Raw genomic sequence first — 21,395 nt, forward strand, 5'->3', positions numbered from 1 at the left:
TTAGCGGGGGGCCAGGAGATTTTTGATCTCCTCCTCCAGATCGACGCTTGACGGGTGGCCTCGCCAGGCGATCCGGCCCTCCGGGTCGATCAGGACCGCGGTCGGCACGCCCCGGATCGCGTACGAGAGGCTGGCCCGGGGCACGTCGCTCCCCTCGGGACCGGGGACCTCCTCCGGATCCGGGGCCGGGCTCCAGAGGTGTCGGATCGAGCCCAGGCCCCGGGTCGTGACGTACCGCCGCAGCACGTCGCGGTCCTCGTCGATCCCCACCGCCACGATCGCGACCCGATCCTTCCAGTCCTCTCCCCGACTCGCCCCCAGGGCGGCGAGCCGCTCGATCGGCTCCCGGCAGGGGCCGCACCAGGTCGCCCAGAACTCCAGCAGGACGACCCGGCCGGAGAACTCCGAGAGGAACACCTCCCGGCCCGATTCCAGGTCCCGGGCCAGGCCCTCGGGCGCCCGATCGCCGGCCATCGGCGGCATCCTCAGGGTGACCGACTGCTCGGCCGGCTCCCGATCGATCCGGAACGGTTCGAGCGACACCTCCCCGACCTCGACCGTGTACATCCCGCCCGCCGGGTCGTCGCCGCTGGCGGCGACCCCCTCGATCCGGATCCGCCCCGAGGCGTCGAAGGTCCCCCCGGCGACCGGCAGCTCGTCGTAGTTCGCCAGGCGATACCAGACCCGATACGACTTGCCTGCGAGGCTCCCTCCCCCGGCCGGCTCGACGGTGATCGTCGCCGACCGGTCCCCCCGCCAGGCGTCCCGGTCGAACGGGGGCGGTTCGAAGCGGGCTGATTTGGTCCGCCCTGCCTCCAGGTCGAGCTTCCGGGCCTCCCGGTAGACGCCGGGATGGGCCTCCCGCCATCGGCTCGGGTCGCGCCCCTCCCGGGGGGTCGTCGAGGCGTGCAGGTGATACCTCCCCGGTGCGAGCCCACGGATCGTCGCCCGCCACTCGTCCCCCTCGAAGGCGCCCGACTCGACGATCGGGATCGAATCCCCGTTTCCCGGCAGCATCGGGCCGACCCAGTAGGAGCCCCCGGCGAAGGGGGATTTCCCTCCTCCCCCGGTATCCGGCCGGAGCGAGACTTCAAGCGTCGCCGGCTCCGGCAGGACGACGTCCCAGCGCCCGCCGAGCACGTCCGACGGCATCACCGGCCCCTCGACGTAGAATCGGATCAGCTCCGGATGGCTGATGCCGAGCGTGAGCGGCTCCTCCGCGTCGTCCGGGAGCCGGAAGGCGAACACCCCGTCCTCCGATCGGCCGACGTTGAGCAGGTTGGACCGCTCGATCTCCCGATCCCGGGCCTCCTGGTCGCCGTAGGAGAGGATCATCATCGCCGAGTCCCGGTGCCTCGCCGTCGCCAGCAGCGGCAGGGGGAGCAGGTCGCCCGGGACCGGCCTTCCCGACGCATCGCGGACGGTCAGGCGGACCTCGGTGCCCCGTTCCAGGGTCACGTCCACATCTCGGCGACCTTCGATCGCGCCGAGGGGGACGATCGTCGAGGCGAACCCGGGGGAGCGGACGACCAGGTCGCCGCCGTTCCAATCGAGCAGCTCCTCGGGGGTCAGGGCCGCCCGGCCGCCCTCGCCGATCGCCGAGGGGGGGGCGATCTGGGGGGCGTACAGCAGGATGTCGAAGTCGTCGACCGGGGCCCCGTGCTCGTCCCGGGCCCGGACGAGCAGGCCCGGCTCCTCCGGGTCGTCGAGCGGCCGGGCCCCGGCCGCGAGCGGTCCTCTTGCCTCGGCGACGAGCTCGACCGGCCCGGGGTCGCCCTCCTCCGGGACGTCGAGCCGCGCGACCCCCGAGAAATCGGCGCTCTGCCGAGACGCGTTCGGCGTCGAGGCCCGGATGGCGTCGAGCCGGAACTCGTAAGACCCGGGGGGCAGGGGAGGGGTCTCGAACGTCCCATCGGGCCCGACCGGGAGGACGTCGAGGTGGGTGAGGTACCGCGTCGGCTCCCCCGAGGGCCTCGGCTCCTCCTCCGGGCCCCAGTAACTGATGGTGACGTGGGCATAGCGGAGCTTGACCCCGTCGAGCCCCCGCACCCGGCCCCGGGCGGGACGGCCCTCCCGGCGGTCGAACGAGGCCGACGCCCGGCCCCCGCGGTCGACCGCCAGCAGGGTCCGCTCGCTCGGGGTGAGGAGGAGGCCCCAGCCGCCCCGGTCGGTCATGTTCAAGCGCTCGACCACGAACCGGGCCGGCGGCAGGTGCTCGACGACTTTCCGGCCCGGGTTGTCGACCCCGACGTCCCGGAGGTAGAGCACGTCCGACTCCCAGTCGACCCCGTCGAACGTCCGGGAGACGACCTGGAAGTCCTGGGTGTCCGGCTTCCCGGGCACGTCGCACCGGATCTCGATCGACCCCGGCTCCGGCAGCCGGACCTCGACGTCCCCCGATCGGGGCAAGGCCGACCGGGGGACCGTCCAGAGCAGCACCTCGTCGGCGATCACGGCGATCCGGTCGGCCTCCGAGCCCGGGCGTCTCAGGGAGAACGCCCCCCGATCGTCGGTCGTCGCCGAGGCCGTCGCCGGGCCCTCGGGGAGTTCGGGCCTCCTCATCCAACTCGTCGAGAACCCCTCGCCCTCGGCCTCGGGGATCGCGAAGACGGTGAGCGTCTCCTCCCCGAGCAGGAAGACCTCCGCGTCCCGTACCGGCCGGTCCCGGTGGTCGATTACCCTCCCCCGGACCTCGACGCCGGCCGGCCAGCGATCCTCCGGCGCGGGCTCGCCGCCCGGGGGCGCCTCGGCGAGGGCGATCGCCCCGGGAGGGGGCGCGAGGGCCCCGGCCCGGGGGGCCCGCGCCACCGTGATCAGGGCACCCCCGGCGACGACGAACCCCGAGAGGACGACGATCCCGATGGCCTTGACGTTGGCGAGGATCATGCCGGTGAGCACCCCCGAGACCAGGGCCGACCCGGAGGCCGAGGTGACTTCCGCGAGGGGCTTGCCGGCGGCGATCAGCGCCGAGGTCCGGATCGTCCGGCGGAGCAGGGCCGCCGGGATCGCCTCCCGGGCGGCCGCGAGCGTCATGGAAGACGGGGCCAGCCCGCGACGGGAGAGTCGGCGTCGCAGCCGCTCCCGGGCCGTCGCCAGCCGACGCTTGAGCGTCCCGGTCGGCCATCGGAGCTGCCGGGCCGCCTCGTCCCGGGTCAGGCCCCGGACGTCGCAGAGGATTACCGGCACCCGGTACTTCTCCGGGAGCCTCGCCAGCTCCTCGTCGATCGCCCGGCGCAGGTCGTCCCGGTCGGCCCCCTCGGACTGGGATTGCCCCCGGGCCTCGGGATCGATCAACAGCTCCCGGGTGCGTCGGCGGAGGGCGTCGGCCCGGGCCCGGACGGCGACCCGGTGGGCCACCCCGTAGAGCCAGGGGCCCAGCCGATCCGGGTCCCGGAGCGACCCGGCCTTGCGGGCGAGGATCAGGAAAGTCGCCTGGAAGGCGTCCTCCACGTCCCTCGGGTCGCGCAGGGCCCTCCGGCAGAGCCCCAGGACCATCGGCCCGTGTTTGTTGACGATCGCCTCGAAGGCGATCTCGTCCTGATGCTCGACGAAGCGTCCCAGCAGCGGGCCGTCTCCCAGCCCCGAGGCGCTCCCCACCTCGAAGAGCGTCCGGAAGGCCTGCTCGGCGGTCGTCCTCGGGCTCGGCTGTGACATGAGATCCGTCCCGTCGGTTGCGAGGGGTCATCCCCAACGTACTGCGGGGATCGGGGCGTTGGATCCCGCTTTCTCCCCGATTCTCCCCGGACCTTCCGGACCAGGAGTGGCGCCGGGGACGACGGGACGGGGGCCGAGGCGAGGAGGGGGACGATCCCGTTGTCCGGCGTCGGGGAGGGCGATAGGGTAGGGCGGCCCGGGTCGAGGCAACGCAGTCGAGTCGCCGGAGACTGCCGCCCCGGGCATCGAGGAGTCCGCACCATGTCGATCGTCGCGCTCGCGGCCGGGATCCTGCTGATCGCCCCCTCGCCCCTTCCCCCCGGGGTCGACGCCCCGGCCGGGGGGACGCTCCAGGTCCGCCGGGTCTTCGGCCCGGAGATCGAGACCGGCCCGTACAAGCACCCGGCCTGCATGGCCGAGCTGGACGGCGGCGACCTCTACCTCGTCTACTACGGCGGCGCCGGCGAGTACGCCACCGACACGGCGGTCTACGGCTCCCGGCTGGCGAAGGGCTCCGACGCCTGGACCGCCCCCGAGGTGATCGCCAGGGACCCCTTCCGGTCGGCCGGCAACGGCGTGATCTGGCAGGCGCCCGACGGCCGGGCCTGGCTCTTCTACGTCGTCCGGTTCGGGGAGACGTGGTCGAGCTCCCGGATCCAGTTCAAGGTCTCCGACGACGGCGCCCGGACCTGGTCCGACGCCTCGGTGCTGGCCACCGAGCCGGGCATGATGGTCCGCAACCGGCCGATCGTGCTCGACGACGGCTCCTACCTGCTGCCCGCCTATCTGGAGAAGGGGGAGGACACCGAGTCGGTCGCGCCCGACAGCACCTCGCTCTTCTTCCGCTTCGACCCCCAGGACCCGACGGGCGGCTGGGTCGAGCTGGGGCGCATCCGGTCGCCGAAGGGGAACATCCAGCCGGCCCCGGTGCAGCTCGACGACGGCCGGATCGTCGCCTACTGCCGACGGGGGGGCGGCTACGGCCCGACGACCGACGGCTACCTCGTCCGGGCCGAGTCGACCGACGGCGGCCTGACCTGGACCGAGGGGGTCGACTCCCCCTTCCCGAACCCGAACGCGGCGGTCGACTTCCTGGAGCTGGACGGCGGCGATCTCCTGCTCGTCTACAACGACAGCATGAGCCGGCGCACCCCCCTGGCCGTCGCCCTCTCGACCGACGACGATCAGTCCTACCCCCACCGCCGGGCCATCGCCGACGGCGAGGGCGACTTCGCCTATCCCATCGCCTTCCAGGCCGAGGACGGCCGGATCCACGTCGTCTTCACCTCCGATCGCCGGTCCGTGGTCAACCACGCGATCTTCGATGAGGCCTGGATCCGAGGTGGGGACTCGGAGTGAGGGGCGAACTCGGATGACGGGCGACGGATGAACGCGATTGGATCGCGACTCGGGCGGACGAGGGCCGGACGCCTCCCGGCCCGTCCTCGGTCATCCGTCCTGCTCGTCCGTCACGGCTGCGGGCCCTCCTCCCTCGGCCCCGCCGGGCGGGCGGGGCTGTCGGGGGGGAGGCCCAGGTCGCCCTGCTTGGGGTCGGGGAAGCGGGGGTCGACGCCGGCCCGGCCGTCCTGCTCGGGCAGGTCGAGGCGGGGGAGGCCCCGGCCGGGCTCGTCGACGCAGAACCAGACGTTCCTCGCCAGCTCGAACGTCTCGGGGGCGGTGCCGGGGCCGATGTTGATCGGGATCGCCAGCTCGTCGGATCGGTAGGCGATGATGTTGTCGGTGAACCGGCCGTTTCGGCTCGGGGCGAACTCCGGCCCGTCGCTCTCCTGGAGGATCCGGAGCGCGAACCGGCCGGGCCGGTAGAAGATGCAGTGCCGCACCACCGCCCCGTCCACCCCCACGAACGCCACGCCGGCCGTCGAGCCGACGACGACGCAGTCTTCCACCGTCAGGTCCTTCGCCTCGTACCCCGGATCCGGCGGCCGGAAGTACGGCCGGCCGGTGCTGCCGCCGAGGTTCAGGGCCCGGTCCCCCGCCCGTTCGAACCGGCATCGCCGGACCGACACGTCGGAGCTTCCCCCCTTGGCCTGCACGCCGTTGCCCCCCCGGCCGCCGCCGTCCCGGAAGGTGCAGCCGACGATCGTCCCCCGGTGGCATCCCACCAGGTCGATCCCCGAACCCCCCGACCCCCAGCGCTCGACCGTGCAGCCCTCGACCTGGAACGCATCAACGCCCGAGAGCTTGATCCCGTCCCGATTCCCGTCCGGCCCCACGTCCCGCACCACCAGCCCCTTCAGCGTGACGTGGTGGGCCGGCGTGGCGCCCGAACCGCCGTCGTCGATGTTCAGCCCGTTGCCCGATGCCCCTTCCAGCACCAGGTCTCGCAGCTCGACGTGCCTCGGCCCGGCCAGGTGAATCCCGGATCCTCCCCCCCGGATCACCGGCGGCCGCGCCGGGTCGGCCGCCGCGATCACGATCGGCCTGCCCGGCTCACCTTCGAGGCCCGGGACGCTCAGTCCCCCCTCGTACTCCCCCGGCTCCAGGGCGATGGTCGTCCCCGGGGCGGCCGAGGCCAGGGCCTCGCGCAGACCGGCCGAGTCCGAGACGGTGTCGGTCGGGCCGGGGAGGGCGGCGGCAAGGATCAGGACGAGTTCGGTCATCATGTTGATCGGTCGCTGGAGGTGATGCGAAGACGCCGGGCGAGGTCAGCACGGCTGGTCCGGTTGCGCGGCCCAGTCCTCGGCCCTCAGGCCGGGGATCTTGCCGAAGTCGGCGAGGTCCCGGGTCACCAGGGTCGCGTCCCGGGCGAGGGCGATCGCGGCGATCCTCAGGTCCATCGTCCCGACCCGGAGGCGGGATTGGCGGAGGCGCCTGAACTGCGCCGACGCTTCCTCGTCGTAGTCGAGCACGATGAGTCGACCGTAGTCATCGAGCAGTCGATGGAGCCTGAGGTACGAGTCGACCTCCTCGGCCCCCGACCGCGATCGGGCGATCCGGCTCATCCAGCCTCGCACCTGCTCCTCGAAGCTGATAATGGTCGTGGCCACCTCCTCGATCGGCACCGCCCCGAGGCGATCGATCAGCGATCGGGCGGCCGGGGGGTTCCGCATGAGGAGGCTCAGCGCGTCCGTGTCGAGGACGATCATCTCGGGGCCTTCCGCCGGGACGAGGACTTCGGCCGCAGCGATTCGCGGTATTCACGACCAAGCTGAATCGCCTCCTCGAACATCGGGTCGTCGGCGAAGGTGCCCACGATCGCCCGCCAATCCTTGACCGGCGTGGACTCCCGGTCGACCGCCGTCTTCAAGTAGTGCACCTCGGCTTCCAGCTTCGTCAACCGGGCTTCGAGATCGGATCGAGCCATAATCGGGTTCCTTCGATCAGCGTCCGAATCGGTCGCGAACGTTAATCGCCATTCTCCGGCCCCGCCCCCGAGGCGGCAAGGGCGGCCGAGAGGACGCGGCCGGTGGGGGAGTCGACCCGGGAGACGGCCTCCGGGGGGCCCTCGGCGACGATGAGGCCGCCGGCCGAGCCGGCGCCGGGGCCGAGGTCGATGATCCAGTCGGCGCAGAGCATCAGCTCGGGGTTGTGCTCGACGACGACCAGCGAGTTCCCCAGGTCCGCCAGCGTGTTCAGGCAGTCGATCAGCGTGAGCACGTCCGAGGGGTGCAGGCCGGTCGTCGGCTCGTCGAGCAGGAACAGGGCCCTCGGCCGCTCCGATCGCCTCGTCGCCGAGGCGGCCGAGGTGGGCAGGTGCGAGGCCAGCTTCAGCCGCTGCGCCTCGCCCCCGGAGAGGGTCGAGGCGGGCTGGCCGAGTCGGAGGTAGTCGAGGCCGACCTCCATCAGCGGCCGGAGCTTCGCCTGCACCTTCGGCCGGTTCTTGAAGAAGCCGAACGCCTCCCGGACGGTCAGATCCAGGACCTCGGCGATGTCCTTCCCCCGGTAGGTGACCTCCAGCGTCTCGGGACGATACCGGGTGCCCCGGCACTCTGGGCATCGGACCATCACGTCGGTGAGGAATTGCATGTCGATGACCTGGAAGCCGTTCCCCTCGCAGGCGTCGCAGCGCCCCCCGGCGACGTTGAAGCTGAACCGGCTGGGGCCGTAGCTGCGGAGCTTCGCCTCGTGCGTGGCGGCGAAGGCCTTGCGGATCTCGTCGAAGGCCTTGAGGTACGTCACCGGGTTCGACCGCGCAGACCGGCCGATCGGCGACTGGTCGACCAGCACCACCTCGTCGATCGCCCCGGTGCCGAGCAGCTCCCGGAACGGCTCTCCCGGCTCGTGCTCCCCCTTCAGGCGGCGGAGCAGGGCGGGGTAGAGCGTCCGGTCCACCAGCGTGCTCTTGCCCGAGCCGCTGACCCCCGTGACCACGCAGATCAGGCCCGTCGGGAACGACACGTCGACATCCCTGAGATTGTGCCCGGTCGCCCCCTTCAGCGTGATCCTCTCCTCGCCCGGCTGTCGACGCCTCGCCGGCGGCACCACGCGACGGCGCCGGGAGAGGAAGGCGCCGGTCGCCGATTCCGGGACATCCGCCACCCCCTCCGGCGGACCGTCGTAGAGGATCCGGCCGCCCGCCGTCCCGGCCCCGGGACCCACGTCGACGAGCCGGTCGGCCGCCCTCATGATCGCCTCGTCGTGCTCGACGACGACGACCGCGTTGCCCCGATCCCTCAGGTCGACCAGGCTGGAGACCAGGCGGTCGACGTCGCTGGGGTGCAGGCCGATCGACGGCTCGTCCAGCACGTAGAGCGTGTTGACCAGCCCCGAGCCCAGGGCCCTCGTCAGCGCCACCCGCCTCGCCTCGCCGCCGGAGAGGGTCCGGGCCTGGCGGTCGAGCGTCAGGTAGTCCAGGCCGATCCTCCCGAGGTAGCCCAGCCGGGCCAGCACCGGGTCGATCGCCCGTCGGGCGACGGGCCCGGCGACCTCATCGGAGGATGCGAATGCGTCGAGGATCCCCCGGGCCTCGCCGATCGGCAGCGCCGACAGCTCCGAGACGTCCTTCCCGGCGACCTTCACCGCGAGCGCCTCGGGCCGGAGCCGGGCGCCGTCGCACTCGGGGCAGGTCCGGTAGCCCCGCCATCGGCTGAGGAAGACCCGGACGTGCATCTTGTAGATCTTCCGCTCCAGCCAGGCGAAGAACCGCCTCAGGCCGAGGAAGCCCTGCCTCGGCACCCCCTCGACGATCAGCGTCACCTGCTCCGGGTCCAGATACTTGAACGGCCGGTCGGTGGGGATGCCGAGCGCAGGGGCCACGCGCAAGAGGTCGTCGAGGTGCTCCCGGTACTTCGGCGTCGTCCACGGGGCGATGGCACCGCCCTCGATCGACTTCGACGGGTCGGGCACGATCCGCCCCAGGTCCAGGTCGATGATCCTCCCGAACCCCTTGCACGACGGGCAGGCGCCGACCGGGCTGTTCGAGCGGAACAGGCGGGGCTCCGGGGCCATGTGCTCGGTGCCGCACCCGGCGCAGCGCCAGCCCCGATAGAACGTGAGCACATGGTCCTCGGCGATGACCCGGCAGCGGCCGAGGCCCCGGTCGAAGGCCGTCTCGATCGAGTCCCCCCGGCGGCCGGGATCCTCCTTGCCCCGGACGAGGCGGTCGACGATCACGTCGATGGTCGTCGACCCGTCCGGCGGCCCGGGGACCGGCCCCTCCTCGATCGTCCGCACGTCGTCGCCGGCCCGGACGCGGAGGAAGCCGTCCTCGCGGAGCATGGCGGCCAGGGCGTCCCGGTCGGTGTCGGGGCGGATCTCGACGGGGAAGCCGACCTGATAGCGGGCCCCTTCGGGGAGCTGCTCGATCGCCGCCACGACCGCCCCGGCGTCGGCCGGCCGGACCTCCTGCCCGCAATTCATGCACATGACCCGGCCCAGCCGGGCGTAGAGCACGGCCAGGTAGTCGTCCACCTCCGTGACCGAGCCGACGGTGCTCCGGCTCGACCGCCGGCCCTGCCGCTGCGAGACGGCGATGGCCGGCGGCAGGCCCTCGATCCGGTCGGCCTCGGGCTTGTCGAGCGTCTCCAGGAACTGCCGGGCATAGGGGGAGAACGTCTCGACGTACCGGCGCTGGCCCTCGGCGTAGAGGGTGTCGAACGCGAGCGAACTCTTGCCCGAGCCGCTGACGCCGGTGAAGACGATCAGCTCGTCGCGCGGGAGGTCGAGGTCGACATTCTTGAGGTTGTGGACCCGGACGCCCCTCAGCCGCATGAGGTCCGTCTCGGCGTGCGGTCCGGCGATCGGGGCGGTCATCGGGCCTCCTGTGATGCGACGCTCAACGATCGGCGATCGGGCCTGCCGCCTCGCCGCCGGAGGGGCGGATCGCGTCCCAGTCGATCTCGGCGACCCAGAGGTTCTCCTCGGCCGAGAACAGGACGCGACCATCGGCCTCCAACTCGTCGTCCGAGAGCACAAGCCGCATCCCGTCGCTGAGTTCGAGGCGATGCCTGGCCAGATCCTCGGCGGTCCCCCGACAGTTCAGCCGGAGTCGGCCGCGCGGGTCGGCGTTGTGGAAGTCGGCGAAAACGGTCGGCGTGTCCATGCGATTCACCCTCGACTTCCGGATCGACCCGGGTTCGGGATGGTTGGCGTCAGGAGGCGGCTCGCCTGCTCGGGCGAGAGGCCGGTCAGGGTGGCATGATGAACGCTTCGTCCCGCGGTGCGGACGACGTCTCCCCCCGCCGCCCGGACCTCGCCAACGGTGGTCACCCCGATCTGCCCGTGGGGGATCGACGCGGCGAGCTGCTCGATCGACCGATCGGCCGAACATTCGACGGAGATCCCGGTCACGCCGCCCGGGTGCGTGGCCACGCCCCGGGCGACATCCTCCGGACGATTCCTTCCCCCTCGGACGACCTGGGCCGTGTCGGGCAGCATACCCATTGTAGCAGCCACCGACCTATCGGATCAGGGATCGAGGCGAGGCGGCTCCCGGCGAGCCGATCCGGGGGAACAGCTCGCCGGGCGCCCTTCGATCATCTCGGCGACTCGAAGACCTCCGCGTCGAGACCTCGCCCGATCGCCCGATCAGCCTTGCGGCCCGCCGAGTCCGGGGAGGTTCAGGCCGGGCGGCAGGCCGCCGTGGGGGTCGAAGCCGCCGGGGCCGGCGGGGGAGGCCGACGCGGGCTCGGAGTCGGGCTCGCCGGCGGCCTTGATGAAGGCGTCCCGGCCGAGGGCGACCTTGCGGAAGTCGTCGCCGGGGACCACGTAGTACCAGTTGGCGAACTGGCGGTTCAGCTCGGCCACCTTCTCCTCCCCCTCGGTGATCTTCCGCTGCCGCTCCTCGTCCTTGCGCTTCGCCTCCTCGGCCAGCTTCGCCTCCGCCTCGACCCGGGCGGGGTCGTCGGGGGCCCGGGCGAAGACGTCGTCCGGCATTTCCGGGGCGTCGGACCCCTCGTCCTCCTCGGGGATGAGGGCGGGGTCGAAGGAGACGGAGACGATCAGGTAGCGGCCTTCGGTCTGGTCGGCCTCGGCGTCATCCTCCTGCTCGGCGGATTCGCCCTTCGGCTCGGCCTCGCCCTCGGCCTCGCCCTCGGCGGATTCGTCCCGGTCCTCGCCGACGCCGGCGGTCAGCTCGTCCCCGGCGGCGAGGGTGATCTCGCCGAACCGGAGGGTGTAGACGATCCCCTCGTCGGTGGAGACGGCGACGCTCCCCTCGTTGGAGAGCAGGTCCCCCTGCTGCGTGGGGTAGAACCCCTTGCTGACGAGCGACCGCAGGACGGCGTTCCGGGCCGTGGGCAGGGGGCGGACGCCGACGACCTTCAGGTTGTCGACGGCCCGGATCACGTCATTGACCTTGGTGGTGTCGACCTCCTCCTCGGGGCCGAGGTCGTCCATCGTCCAGTCGTTCGGGTTCTCCTCCGACCCGGACTTGGCGAGCACGATCGGGTCGCCGGGCTGGACCAGGAAGGCGCCGTCGGCGGTGCGCTCGTCGGGGTTGACCTTGCGGGTGTCGTAGGAGAGCTTCGTCGCGTCGGGCGTGGTCACGTCGAGCAGGTCGGTGTCGATCCAGTCGGAGAACCGGGTGGTGAGGTCCAGGTCGACCTCGGCGGAATAGACGCGGTTCTTCCCCGGGATGCGGACGTAGCGCAGGCCCTCGCGGTCGGGGACGTCGTTGCCGAGGATCAGCTCGGCCAGGGGCTCGCCGCCGTCGGCGGCGCGGAGGGTGATCTTGGTGCCCCGGCCCTGGAGGGAGGTCGTCTCCTGGTCCATCGGGTCGATGACCCCCAGCTCCTCGTGGTCGCTGGGCAGGTCGGAGCGGATGGCGTCCTTGGTCAGCTCGGAGACCTGGGCGGCCAGGCGGGCCATGCGGTCCTGGGCGTCGGCGGGGTAGTCGTGGTGCGAGGGGATGGTCCACTCGCCGTCCTTGAATTCGACCTGGAAGGGGCGGACCTCGGCGGTGTCCTCGTCGTAGGAGACGACCTCCAGGACCCTGGCGGCCAGCGGGTCGGCGTCGATCGTCTCGGCGAACGCGGGGAAGAAGGGCTCGCCCTGGTCGTCGAAGCCGGCGCCGGGGCCTCGCCAGTCGGGCAGCCAGGTCGCGAGCGAGGCGGCGGCCATCAGCACCAGCGCGACGCCGGCGAAGGCGATCGTCTTGGCGGTCTCGTTCATGGCGGTGGCTCTTCTGGGGATCAAAGGAGGCAAGGGGCATTCGGGGGGAGGCGGCGAAGTCGGGGGGCGGGGGGCGGGACCGGGAGACACGCCGGGGGTGCCCCTCGTGTCCGGTCCCGGACCTTGCCGCCCCCCGATGGGATTCAGGCCAACCGGCTCGGGATGGCCCCCCGGTTCTCGCGGCGGGCCCGGATGACGGCGACGATGATCCCCAGCGCCAGGGCCGGCACGGCGGGGACGACGGCGGCGGCCAGGCGGACCTGGCCCCGGATCGCCCGGATCTGCCGCTCCTTGGCGGCGAAGCTGTCCTCGATCTTGCGGCGCTTGGCGTCCTCGATGTTCGCCTCGGCCACGGTCAGCCGACGCTGCTCGACCTCCCGGACCTGGGAGAGCATGACCTGCTTGGTCCGGTCGTCCAGCTCGTCGTCGGACTCGATCCGGTCGATCTTCTCGTCCATCCGGGTCCGGGCGGCTTCGAGCTGCTCGTCGGCCTCGGCCTCGGCCTCGGCCTCCTGCTCCAGCCGCTCGGCCTCATAGGCGCGGTCGAACTGCTCCAGGCGGGCGAGCGTCCGGTGCCGGCGACGCTCCTTGCGGAGGTCGATGAACGACTCGTCGCCCACCAGCGTGTCGACGCAGTTGAGCACGAAGGTCACGTTGTCGAACTCGAACTCGTCGGAGCCGGCCTGGCGGAGCTGGAAGAAGCCGTCGGAGATCAGATCGAGGTCCATGACCACGATCGCGTTGACCCCCGCCGCATCCGAGCCGGATTCGCCCTCGTCTTCGCCCTCGGCCACCGAGGCCGAGCCCTCGCCCTCGACCCGGGCGGCCATCGTGTAGTCCTGGCCGGTGGCGAGGTGGACGGCGCGGTCGGGGTCGATGGAGATGCCGAAGAAGCCGGGGGCGGTCAGGCTGTCGAACCGGACGATGCCGCCCTCCTCATTCGTGCGGAGCAGGGGGGTGAAGTCGGTCGAGCCGCCGGACCGGGGGCGGACGTAGCCGCCGAAGAGGACGATCAGCTCCTGGAGGCCGGAGGTGATCGGCTCCCTCGGGTTGAAGGCGTCGCTCGCGCCGCTGGAGGGGGTGATGAACACGTATTCCGGTGGCAGCTCGGTGAATTTCGGGTGCGGGTTGTAGGGGTTCCAGACGATGTCCGTCGCCGGCCACTCGATGCCGAGCAGGTCCAGCAGGGCCGTCAGGTCCCCCTTCGGCTCCGGGGGCTGGCCGCCGCCGAACATGCCGCCGGGCTGCTCCTTGGGCTGGGTGGGGGCCAGCGACATCTGCTGGGATCGGTCGAACTGCGGCAGCGGATCCATGAACAGCAGGGTCGGGCCGCCGGACTCGACGTAGGAGACGAGGGTGTCCACCTGCGGCTGCGTCAGGCTCGACGGCTGGGGGACGAGCAGGGCGTCGAGGTCGGCCGGGATCTCCGAGTCGGCCGAGACGCTGGTCACCTCGTATTGCTTGCGCAATTCCGTGACCACCTGCCACTCCCGGGCCTGGGACATCGCCCGGAAGTCGAAGCTGCCGAGCATCCCCACGTCGGTGTCGAGGATGCCCACCTTCTTGCGGTCGGCCCCGGCCACCGTGCGGACGGACCGGGTCAGCTCGTACTCGACGGGCAGGCCGCGGTCGAAGAAGGGGATGACCACCTGCTCGGGGCCCCTGGTGAAGGCCACCCCCATCAGGATCTCGTCGAACCCCTGGCGGTCGGCGCTGGCGGTGAAGACCCGGCGGGGGGTGATGCCGTACTGCTGCTCGGCGCGTCGGGCCTCCTCGCTGTAGCGGTCGGCCTCGATGAGGTTGAGCCGGATCTTGCCGCCCCCCAGGGCGTCGAACTCCTTGAGCAGCCCCTCGAGGTTCTGCTTGGCCTCGACGTAGTCCCGGGGCACCTCGGGGCTGAAGAACGCCTCGATGAACACGGGGCGATCGCTGGGGATGTCCCTGATGAGCTGGCGGGACTCGGCCGAGAGCGTGTTGAGTCGCTCGGCGCTCAGGTCCGGCCGCCAGCCGGCGCGGGCGACGAGCGTCTGGAGGCTGAGCACGGCCACGACCACGGCGAGCATCCGCACCAGCGCGTGGCCCCAGAGCCCGGCGCTCCTCTCCCCGCCCGCCCAGTGGCGGCGGCCCACCAGGGCGACGTTCACGTAGAGCATCGCCGCCGCCAGGCCGACGAAGTAGAGCACCCCCGAGAGCGGCACCACGCCCCGGCCGAACTCCCGGAAGTGCGACGGCACCGAGGCGGCCCCGATCGACCTCGCACCCTCGGCCCCCGACAGCCCCCCCAGCAGCTCGGCGAACACCGGGACGGCGCAGAAGAGGGCCCCCAGGATGAACGCCACCGTCACGTTGCCCGAGAGCAGGCTCGCCACCATCCCCAGGGCCAGCAGCATCCCCCCCATCAGCCAGTAGCCGAGGAAGGTCGCCAGCAGGACGCCCAGGTCCGGGCTCCCCAGCCAGGACAGCACCACCGTCAGGCCGAAGGCCAGGAAGCCCAGCGCGGCGGTGTAGATCCCTAGGGCCGCCAGGTACTTGCCCAGCACCACCTCCAGGTCCCGGGCCGGCAGGGTGAGCAGCAGCTCCTCCGTGCCCTGCCGCCGCTCGTCGGCCCAGATGCTCATGGTGATGGCCGGGATGAACAGCAGCAGCAGGTACGGCATCAGCTCGTTGAGCTGCCCGAGCGTGGCCAGGTTGTTGGCGAAGAACGCCTCGGGCCAGAAGGCGGCCACCGAGCTGGTCGCGATGAACAGGACGATGAACACGTAGCCGGCGACGTTGGTGAAGTATCGCGCCAGGTCGCGCCGGCAGACGGCCCCCACGACGAACGGCCTCAGGAAGGACCGGGAGCCGGCCCCGCCGGGCCGATCGGGGGCGGTCGTCCGGGAGTCGGATTTCTCGATCGTCGTCACCGTTGCAATCCCCGCGTCAAAGAGGTTCGTGTCCGATTGATGATCGCTGAAGCAGGGCCGACCCGATCCGGATCAGGCCGGCGAGGCGGTGAGCTGGTAGAACTTCTCCTCCAGCGAGGCCGACCCGGCGCGCATCTCGGCCGGGGCGCCGTCGAAGACGAGGCGGCCGTCGTGGATGAACAGCACGCGGTCGGCCACCGGCTCGACCTCCTGGAGGATGTGGGTCGAGACGAGCACCGTCTTGGACCGGCCCAGCTCCCGGATGAGCTGGCGGACCCCCTTGATCTGGTTCGGGTCCAGGCCCGAGGTCGGCTCGTCCATGATCAGCACGTCGGGGTCGTGCAGCAGGGCCTGCGCCATCGACACCCGCTGCCGGTAGCCCTTCGACAGCTTGGCGATCGGCTTGTAGGCCACCGTCGAAAGCGAGCAGAGCCCGACCACCGCGTCGATCCGGTCGGCCAGCGCCGACGACCCCATCCCCCGGGCCCGGCCGAAGAATTCGAGGATCGCCATCGGGGTCATGTCGGGGTAGAGCGGGCCGTTCTCGGGCAGGTACCCGAGGCGCTCGGCGGCGGCGATGCGGTCGGCCTGCACGTCGATGCCGGCGATCTTCGCCTGGCCGTGCGTCGGGGCGATGAAGCCGGTCAGCAGCCTCATCGTCGTCGTCTTGCCCGCCCCGTTGGGGCCGAGGAAGGCGACCACCTGCCCCTGCGGGACCTCGAAGCTCACGTCCCTGACCGCCAGGAACGACCCGAACTGCTTGGTGAGGCCTCGGGCCTCGATCATCACGGGAGTGCTCATGATGCCAGGAGCCATCCTTACACGAACGCGACACCGGGGGGGGAAAACCGCTGGGATGGATCGCCGGGCCGGCCGGCCCGCCCGTCGGTTCGGACGCTCGACCCGGCGGGGGCCGCCGAGGTCTCGGGGGAATTGCTCCCCCTCCCTTCGGGTCGGGGCTCGGGCCTCGTGTCGCACCGGCGTGGGGCGCTCATCTTAGTGCGATGGGCCCCCCTTCCGCAACGGGCGCCGGGCGAGCCCACCCGGGTCGAGACGGGCCGCCCGATACCCAACGCTACGTCCCGCCCCGCCCGCCGGTTCGACCGACGCCCGGGTCGCCCGTCGGGTGCCCCCCGGCCCGGACCCGGCCTGGGATCTCGCCGAACCCGGCCCGTCCCCCCGGTGTCGGGCGGGCGGCGAGCCCCGCCTCGTGGGCTTGCGGGCCCGGGAAGGGCCCTCGTAGACTATTCTCCTGACGCGAGACAGACCGCGACGACGGCCCGACCCCGAGCGAGCCGGCGCCTCCGGGGCGGCTGGGGCCGCCCGGCCGACGCTGCGCCCGGGGCGTCGCCGCCGCACCCCGGGGGGACCGATGTCCGACGCCAACCGCCCGCCGCACGACCACCGCCGCAACCGACACGTGCTCAGCGCCCTGGTCCAGAACCAGCCGGGCGTCCTGGCCCACATCTCCGGCATGCTCGCCTCCCGGGGCTTCAACATCGACAGCCTCGCCGTCGGCGAGACCGAGGATGCGCTGCTCTCCCGGGTCACCTTCGTCGTCATCGGCGACGACCGCCAGCTGGAGCAGGTCCGCAAGCAGCTGGAGAAGATCGTCACCGTCGTCAAGGTGATCGACATCTCCCGGGAGGCGTTCGTCGAGCGCGACCTGATGCTCATCAAGGTCGACGCCCCCGCCGACCGCCGGGGCGAGATCCGGGCCCTCGTCCAGGACTTCCGGGGCCGGATCGTCGACGTCAGCGCCGAGCACCTGATCATCGAGGTCAGCGGCCAGGAGTCCAAGGTCGAGGCCTTCATCGAGCAGATGCGCCCCTTCGGCATCCTCGAGCTCGCCCGGACCGGCCGGATCGCCATGGTCCGCTCCAGCCGCCCGATCCACACCGGCCCCGGCGAGGTCGAGGGCCCCGAGCAGGAGGTCGAGGAGGTGGTCGGCCACTCGCAGCTCTGAGCGGCCCGGGCCGTCCTCCCGAGATCGCCGGGAATTCGCATCGCTCGACACGCTCGACGCCTCGAGCCCGAGCGCCTCGGGGACTGGCCCAAGGCGCGACCGGCGCACGACGTCGAGCGAGTCGAGGCGCTCGGGGAGGCATCGAATGCCGTCGAGGTCCGTGGCTCGGCGGCGAACCTCGTCTCCATAAGTACCTGACGCGGCCGTTTGCTGATTGGAAGCGAGCCGGATCGATCCGGCGGCTCCACCCCGACCGCCCCCGGCACGCGACGAGGCGGGGGCGGGACCGCCTCGAATCGCCGGAGCAGGGACGAGCCGGTCCGCGGCGGCCCGGCATCAGGAGGCCCCGGGCCGATTCGCGAACGGGCCCGCGAGGGCCGGGCCAATTCATTCGCGATTGCTCAAATGAAGTCCCAGAAATAAAATTCCGGTTGGCCGGTGCCGAGGCCAAGCCTCCTGGCCTCGCCCATCTTCCGAGAAACGTCGGATCACCAGGAACCGGGTCGAATCGTTGAGAAAGCACCTCCACCTGATCGGGCTCGTCGCCGCTTCGTTGCTCGCGTTGAAGGTCGTGATCCCCGTCGCGGAGCGAGAGCCCCCGGACCGGCAGGAGGATGCCCCAGGCCCCTTCACGAAACCGATGCTCATCCTGGGGCCGATGGCCCCCATGGTCGACATCCCGACGGCCGACGCCTCGAGGGCGTCCGACCTGATCCGGCGGGAGGAGTCCGTGCTCGGCGTCGAGATCAACGGGGAGGCTCGCGCGTATCCCATCGAGATGATGCGGTACTTGGAGCGGGAGATCCTGAACGACACGCTCGGCGGGGTCCCGATCGCGGTGACCTGGTGCGATCGCTGCCAGTCGGGCATCGTCTACGGCCGCGAAGTCGAAGGACGTGAGCTGACCTTCCACGTGAATGGGATGCTCTACCACGGCAACATGGTGATGGTGGATTCGGAGACGGGGACCCTCTGGAGCCAGCTCCAGGGGCTGGGCCTCGATGGCAGCCTGGCGGGGAGGCAGCTCGGCGGATTCCCCGCGGTGATCACCCCCTGGCACGCCTGGCAAGCACGACACCCCCAGACCTCCGTGCTCAACTTCGATCGAGAGCCCGAAGGCCCGTCGCCACCCCCGGAGGGCGAGATCCTCCCCCACCAGGAGCGACTCTCGCCGGGCCCATCGAAGGACTTCCTGCTGGGGATCAATCGCGGCGACGAGGGCCGGGCCTGGAAGCTGGGCGACCTGAGGCGGAACCCGGTCCTCAACGAGCTGGCCTGCGGAATCCCACTGGTGTTGATCCATGATTCGGAAAGCGACACGTTCCTCGCGTTCGACAGGAGGGTCGACGGGATCGAGCTGACGTTCCGGGGGGAGGGCGGTCGCATCGTCGACGACCAGACCGGCTCCGTCTGGGATGCCGGGTCGGGGCGTGCGGTCGACGGCCCGCGATCGGGATCGATCCTGAAGGCCGTCCGAACGACGATCACGCTCGCCTCGGCCTGGGAGAAGCTCTATCCTCCAGGCCCTCGCCCGTGAGGCCGACGCAGAAACCAGCCGGGGCCGAACCACGCCGGTGCGACCGGGCGGGCCTCCGAGGGGCCGGGTGAGGCCCGGGCCAACGGGACGGAAATTATCCACCGGCGGCGGATTTTCTCGAGTGTGCCGGATCCAAGGGACTGGATACACTGAAATTGATTCGCCGCCCGTGTGGCCGTCGATCCGAGGCGCCCGAGGGTGTATCCGTCCTCCGGGGCGCCGGGTCATCCTGGTGGTCAGCAAGCCCTGAGCCGCCGACCGGCCAACTGTCGCCGGTCGGCGGGCCGTCCCCGAGCAATGGTGCGGTACGCATCTCGGAGGCGTGATGGATCGTCCCAATCCGACTCGCGCAACGATCCGGGCGCCCTGGATCGCCGTCGTCCTCCTCCTCCTCGCCCAGGGCTGCCGCCGGCCTCCCGAGCCGGGACCGGCCGGGCGAGTCGACCGGGACGCCGGGCCGGCCGAAGCCGAGTCGGTCGTCGAGGGCCCCGCCCTCTCCCCGGCCGAGCGCTACCTCGACGTCCCCCCCTATGGCGCCGAGCTCGTCGACGACAGCGGCTTCACCCTGGCCACCACCTTCATGGCCCCGGTGGCCGACCGGGGCGACCTCGACCAGGTCGCCGCGGCGATCCGGGATCGGGCCCGACGGGGGATCGCCGAGGTCGAGCGGACGCTGGCGAAGGTCGACCCGGACGACCCCGAGGGGCCGCAGCTCGTCGTGAAGTTCCGACGCGAGCTCGCCCTGCTCCACCTCTACGAGGGGGACTTCGCCGAGGCCGACCACCAGCTCGGACTCGCGGCGGAGGCGGCAGAGGACCCGCTCGTGCCGGTCGGCCTGCGGGCGAACCTCGAAGCCCTCCGCGCCGTGGCGGCCCTGCGGAGGGGGGAGACGGAGAACTGCGTCGCCTGCGTCGGCCCGTCGAGCTGCCTCTGGCCGATCGCCCCGGAGGCGGTCCATCTGCTCCCCGGCGGCGCGTCCGAGGCGGTCGACCGGCTCTCGGCCTACATCGAGCAACGCCCGGAGGACCTGGCCATGCGGTGGGTCCTGGGGATCGCCCTGACGGTCCTCGGCCGGGACCCCTCCGGCGTCCTCCCCCTCGAACCCCCGGCCCTCGACACCGCCATCCGGCGCCTCGACAACGTCGCCCTGCCCGCCGGGCTGCTGGCCGGGGGGCCGGACATGGCCGGCGGCAGCGCCTTCGACGACTTCGACGGCGACGGCCTGCCCGACCTCTTCTGGACCTCCTACGAGACCGACTCCGGCGCCCGGCTGTTCCTCAACGAAGGCGACGGGACGTTCTCCGACGCCTCCGCCGACGCCGGGCTCGACGGCCAGATCCTCGCCGTCAATTGCACTCACGCGGATTTCGACAACGACGGAAACCTCGACGTCCTGCTCCTGCGGGGGGGCTGGGAGAATCCCGCGCCGCTGGGCCTGCTCCGCAACCTCGGAGGCGGCCGGTTCGAGGACGTGACCCGGGCCGCTGGCCTCTCGGGCCCGATCGCCAGCCAGTCGGCCGCCTGGGGCGACTTCGACCGGGACGGCCACCTCGACCTCTTCGTCTGCGGCGAGTCCCGAGGCGGGTCCCTCGAATCCAGCAACCTGTTCGCCGACGTCGATTCGCTCGACGGCGACGAACGCTCCCGCCTCTGCCGCCTGTACCACAACAACGGAGACGGCACCTTCGCCGACGTGACCGACCCGGCCGGGGTCGCCAACGGCCGGTACGCCAAGGGGGCGGCCTGGGGGGACCTGGACGACGACGGGTTGCCCGACCTGTACGTCTCGAACATGGCCGCGCCCAACCGCCTGTACCGGAACAACGGCGACGGCACGTTCACCGACCTCGCCCCCGACCTGGGGGCCGCCGGCCCCCGGGACGGCTTCTCCTGCGGGTGGCTCGACTTCGACAACGACGGCGACCTCGACGTCTTCGCCACCGACTACTCCGGCGACCTGCTCGACTTCGTCGCCGACCGGGTCGACGGCCCCGCCCCCCGACGCGACCCCGGCTTCGGCAACCCCGGCCCCGACGGCTTCGCCCAGGCCCGGCTCGTCGGCCGATCGCTCCCCAGGCTCTACCGCAACAACGGCGACGGCACGTTCACCGACCTCGCCCCCGAGCTGGGCCTCGACCGCGTCTTCCTGCCGATGGGGTCGAACTTCGGCGATGTCGACGGCGACGGGTATCTCGACCTCTACCTCGCCACCGGGCGGCCCGGCTACTCGTACCTGATGCCCAACGTCCTGCTCCGCAACGACCGGGCCCGGCGGTTCGTCGACGCCACCGCCTCCAGCGGCACCGGCCACCTCCAGAAGGGGCACGGCGTCTCCTTCGCCGACGGGGACGGGGACGGCGACCTCGACCTGTTCGTCCAGCTCGGCGGCGCCGTCCCCGGCGACCGCTCCTACAACGCCCTCTTCCGCAACCCCGGCCACGGGAACCGCTGGGTCACGCTCAAACTCATCGGCATCCGATCCAACCGATCCGCCATCGGCGCCCGGATCCGGGTCGACGTCCGGGAGCCCGGCGGCTCGACCCGGTCGATCCACCGCCTCGTCTCCGGGGGCTCCAGCTTCGGCGGGAATTCGCTGGCCCAGACCATCGGCCTGGGAGACGCCGAGGCGATCGAGTCGGTCACCATCCGATGGCCGATCGCCGGGGCCGAGCCCCAGGTCCTCCGAGGCGTGCCGATCGACCAACTGACCGAAATCGTCGAGCCGGCCGATTGACCGATTGGCCGATCGGGGGCGATCGAA

The 21,395-nt window shown here is 71.8% G+C and carries 13 protein-coding genes; 4 read left to right on the forward strand and 9 right to left on the reverse strand.

All coding sequences use genetic code 11. The features are described from left to right. On the reverse strand, positions 1–3,654 hold the full coding sequence (locus ElP_RS14550) for a sigma-70 family RNA polymerase sigma factor (RefSeq protein WP_145270434.1): 3,654 nt from the start codon (positions 3,652–3,654) through the stop codon (positions 1–3). 261 nt (positions 3,655–3,915) lie between these two features. Here ElP_RS14550 and ElP_RS14555 point away from each other — a divergent pair, with 261 nt between their 5' ends. After that, entirely contained in the window at positions 3,916–5,013 is a 1,098-nt protein-coding gene (locus ElP_RS14555) for a sialidase family protein (RefSeq protein WP_145270436.1), read from the forward strand. 110 nt (positions 5,014–5,123) lie between these two features. Here the strand turns inward: ElP_RS14555 and ElP_RS14560 are convergent, their stop codons facing one another. From ElP_RS14560 to ElP_RS14600, 8 genes are all read right to left on the reverse strand, one after another. Continuing rightward, positions 5,124–6,278, reverse strand: coding sequence for a right-handed parallel beta-helix repeat-containing protein (locus ElP_RS14560; protein ID WP_231749721.1), 1,155 nt, complete (start codon positions 6,276–6,278; stop codon positions 5,124–5,126). 42 nt (positions 6,279–6,320) lie between these two features. Continuing rightward, positions 6,321–6,761, reverse strand: coding sequence for a type II toxin-antitoxin system VapC family toxin (locus ElP_RS14565; protein WP_145270438.1), 441 nt, complete (start codon positions 6,759–6,761; stop codon positions 6,321–6,323). Beyond that, positions 6,758–6,979 carry a hypothetical protein gene (locus tag ElP_RS14570; protein ID WP_145270440.1) on the reverse strand — a complete coding sequence of 74 codons (222 nt, stop codon included), beginning with the start codon at positions 6,977–6,979 and terminating at the stop codon, positions 6,758–6,760. The genes ElP_RS14565 and ElP_RS14570 overlap by 4 nt, the downstream gene beginning before the upstream one ends. A 41-nt stretch (positions 6,980–7,020) precedes the next feature. Further along, positions 7,021–9,867: an excinuclease ABC subunit UvrA gene (gene uvrA, locus ElP_RS14575; protein WP_197446990.1), complete on the reverse strand. Its 2,847-nt coding sequence runs from the start codon at positions 9,865–9,867 to the stop codon at positions 7,021–7,023. A gap of 22 nt (positions 9,868–9,889) precedes the next feature. Beyond that, positions 9,890–10,156 carry a hypothetical protein gene (locus tag ElP_RS14580; protein WP_145270442.1) on the reverse strand — a complete coding sequence of 89 codons (267 nt, stop codon included), beginning with the start codon at positions 10,154–10,156 and terminating at the stop codon, positions 9,890–9,892. 485 nt (positions 10,157–10,641) lie between these two features. Continuing rightward, the gene (locus ElP_RS14590; RefSeq protein ID WP_145270446.1) at positions 10,642–12,225 is read right to left on the reverse strand and encodes a DUF4340 domain-containing protein; all 1,584 of its coding nucleotides are present in this window, start codon (positions 12,223–12,225) and stop codon (positions 10,642–10,644) included. 143 nt (positions 12,226–12,368) lie between these two features. Further along, a complete protein-coding gene (locus tag ElP_RS14595; RefSeq protein ID WP_145270448.1) occupies positions 12,369–15,131 on the reverse strand; it encodes a Gldg family protein in 2,763 nt (920 codons plus the stop codon). A gap of 72 nt (positions 15,132–15,203) precedes the next feature. Next, positions 15,204–15,932: an ABC transporter ATP-binding protein gene (locus tag ElP_RS14600; protein WP_145270450.1), complete on the reverse strand. Its 729-nt coding sequence runs from the start codon at positions 15,930–15,932 to the stop codon at positions 15,204–15,206. A gap of 571 nt (positions 15,933–16,503) precedes the next feature. On the opposite strand from ElP_RS14600, the gene ilvN reads away from it, so the two are divergent. The 3 genes from ilvN (at position 16,504) to ElP_RS14615 (ending at position 21,368) form a co-directional block, all read left to right on the forward strand. Then, entirely contained in the window at positions 16,504–17,097 is a 594-nt protein-coding gene (gene ilvN / locus ElP_RS14605) for an acetolactate synthase small subunit (protein WP_145270452.1), read from the forward strand. 511 nt (positions 17,098–17,608) lie between these two features. Further along, a complete protein-coding gene (locus tag ElP_RS14610) occupies positions 17,609–18,634 on the forward strand; it encodes a DUF3179 domain-containing (seleno)protein (protein ID WP_145270454.1) in 1,026 nt (341 codons plus the stop codon). Between the two features lie 325 nt (positions 18,635–18,959). After that, positions 18,960–21,368: a CRTAC1 family protein gene (locus ElP_RS14615; RefSeq protein ID WP_145270456.1), complete on the forward strand. Its 2,409-nt coding sequence runs from the start codon at positions 18,960–18,962 to the stop codon at positions 21,366–21,368. Positions 21,369–21,395 lie beyond the last annotated feature (27 nt).

The sequence above is a fragment of the Tautonia plasticadhaerens genome (assembly GCF_007752535.1).
Classification (GTDB): domain Bacteria; phylum Planctomycetota; class Planctomycetia; order Isosphaerales; family Isosphaeraceae; genus Tautonia; species Tautonia plasticadhaerens.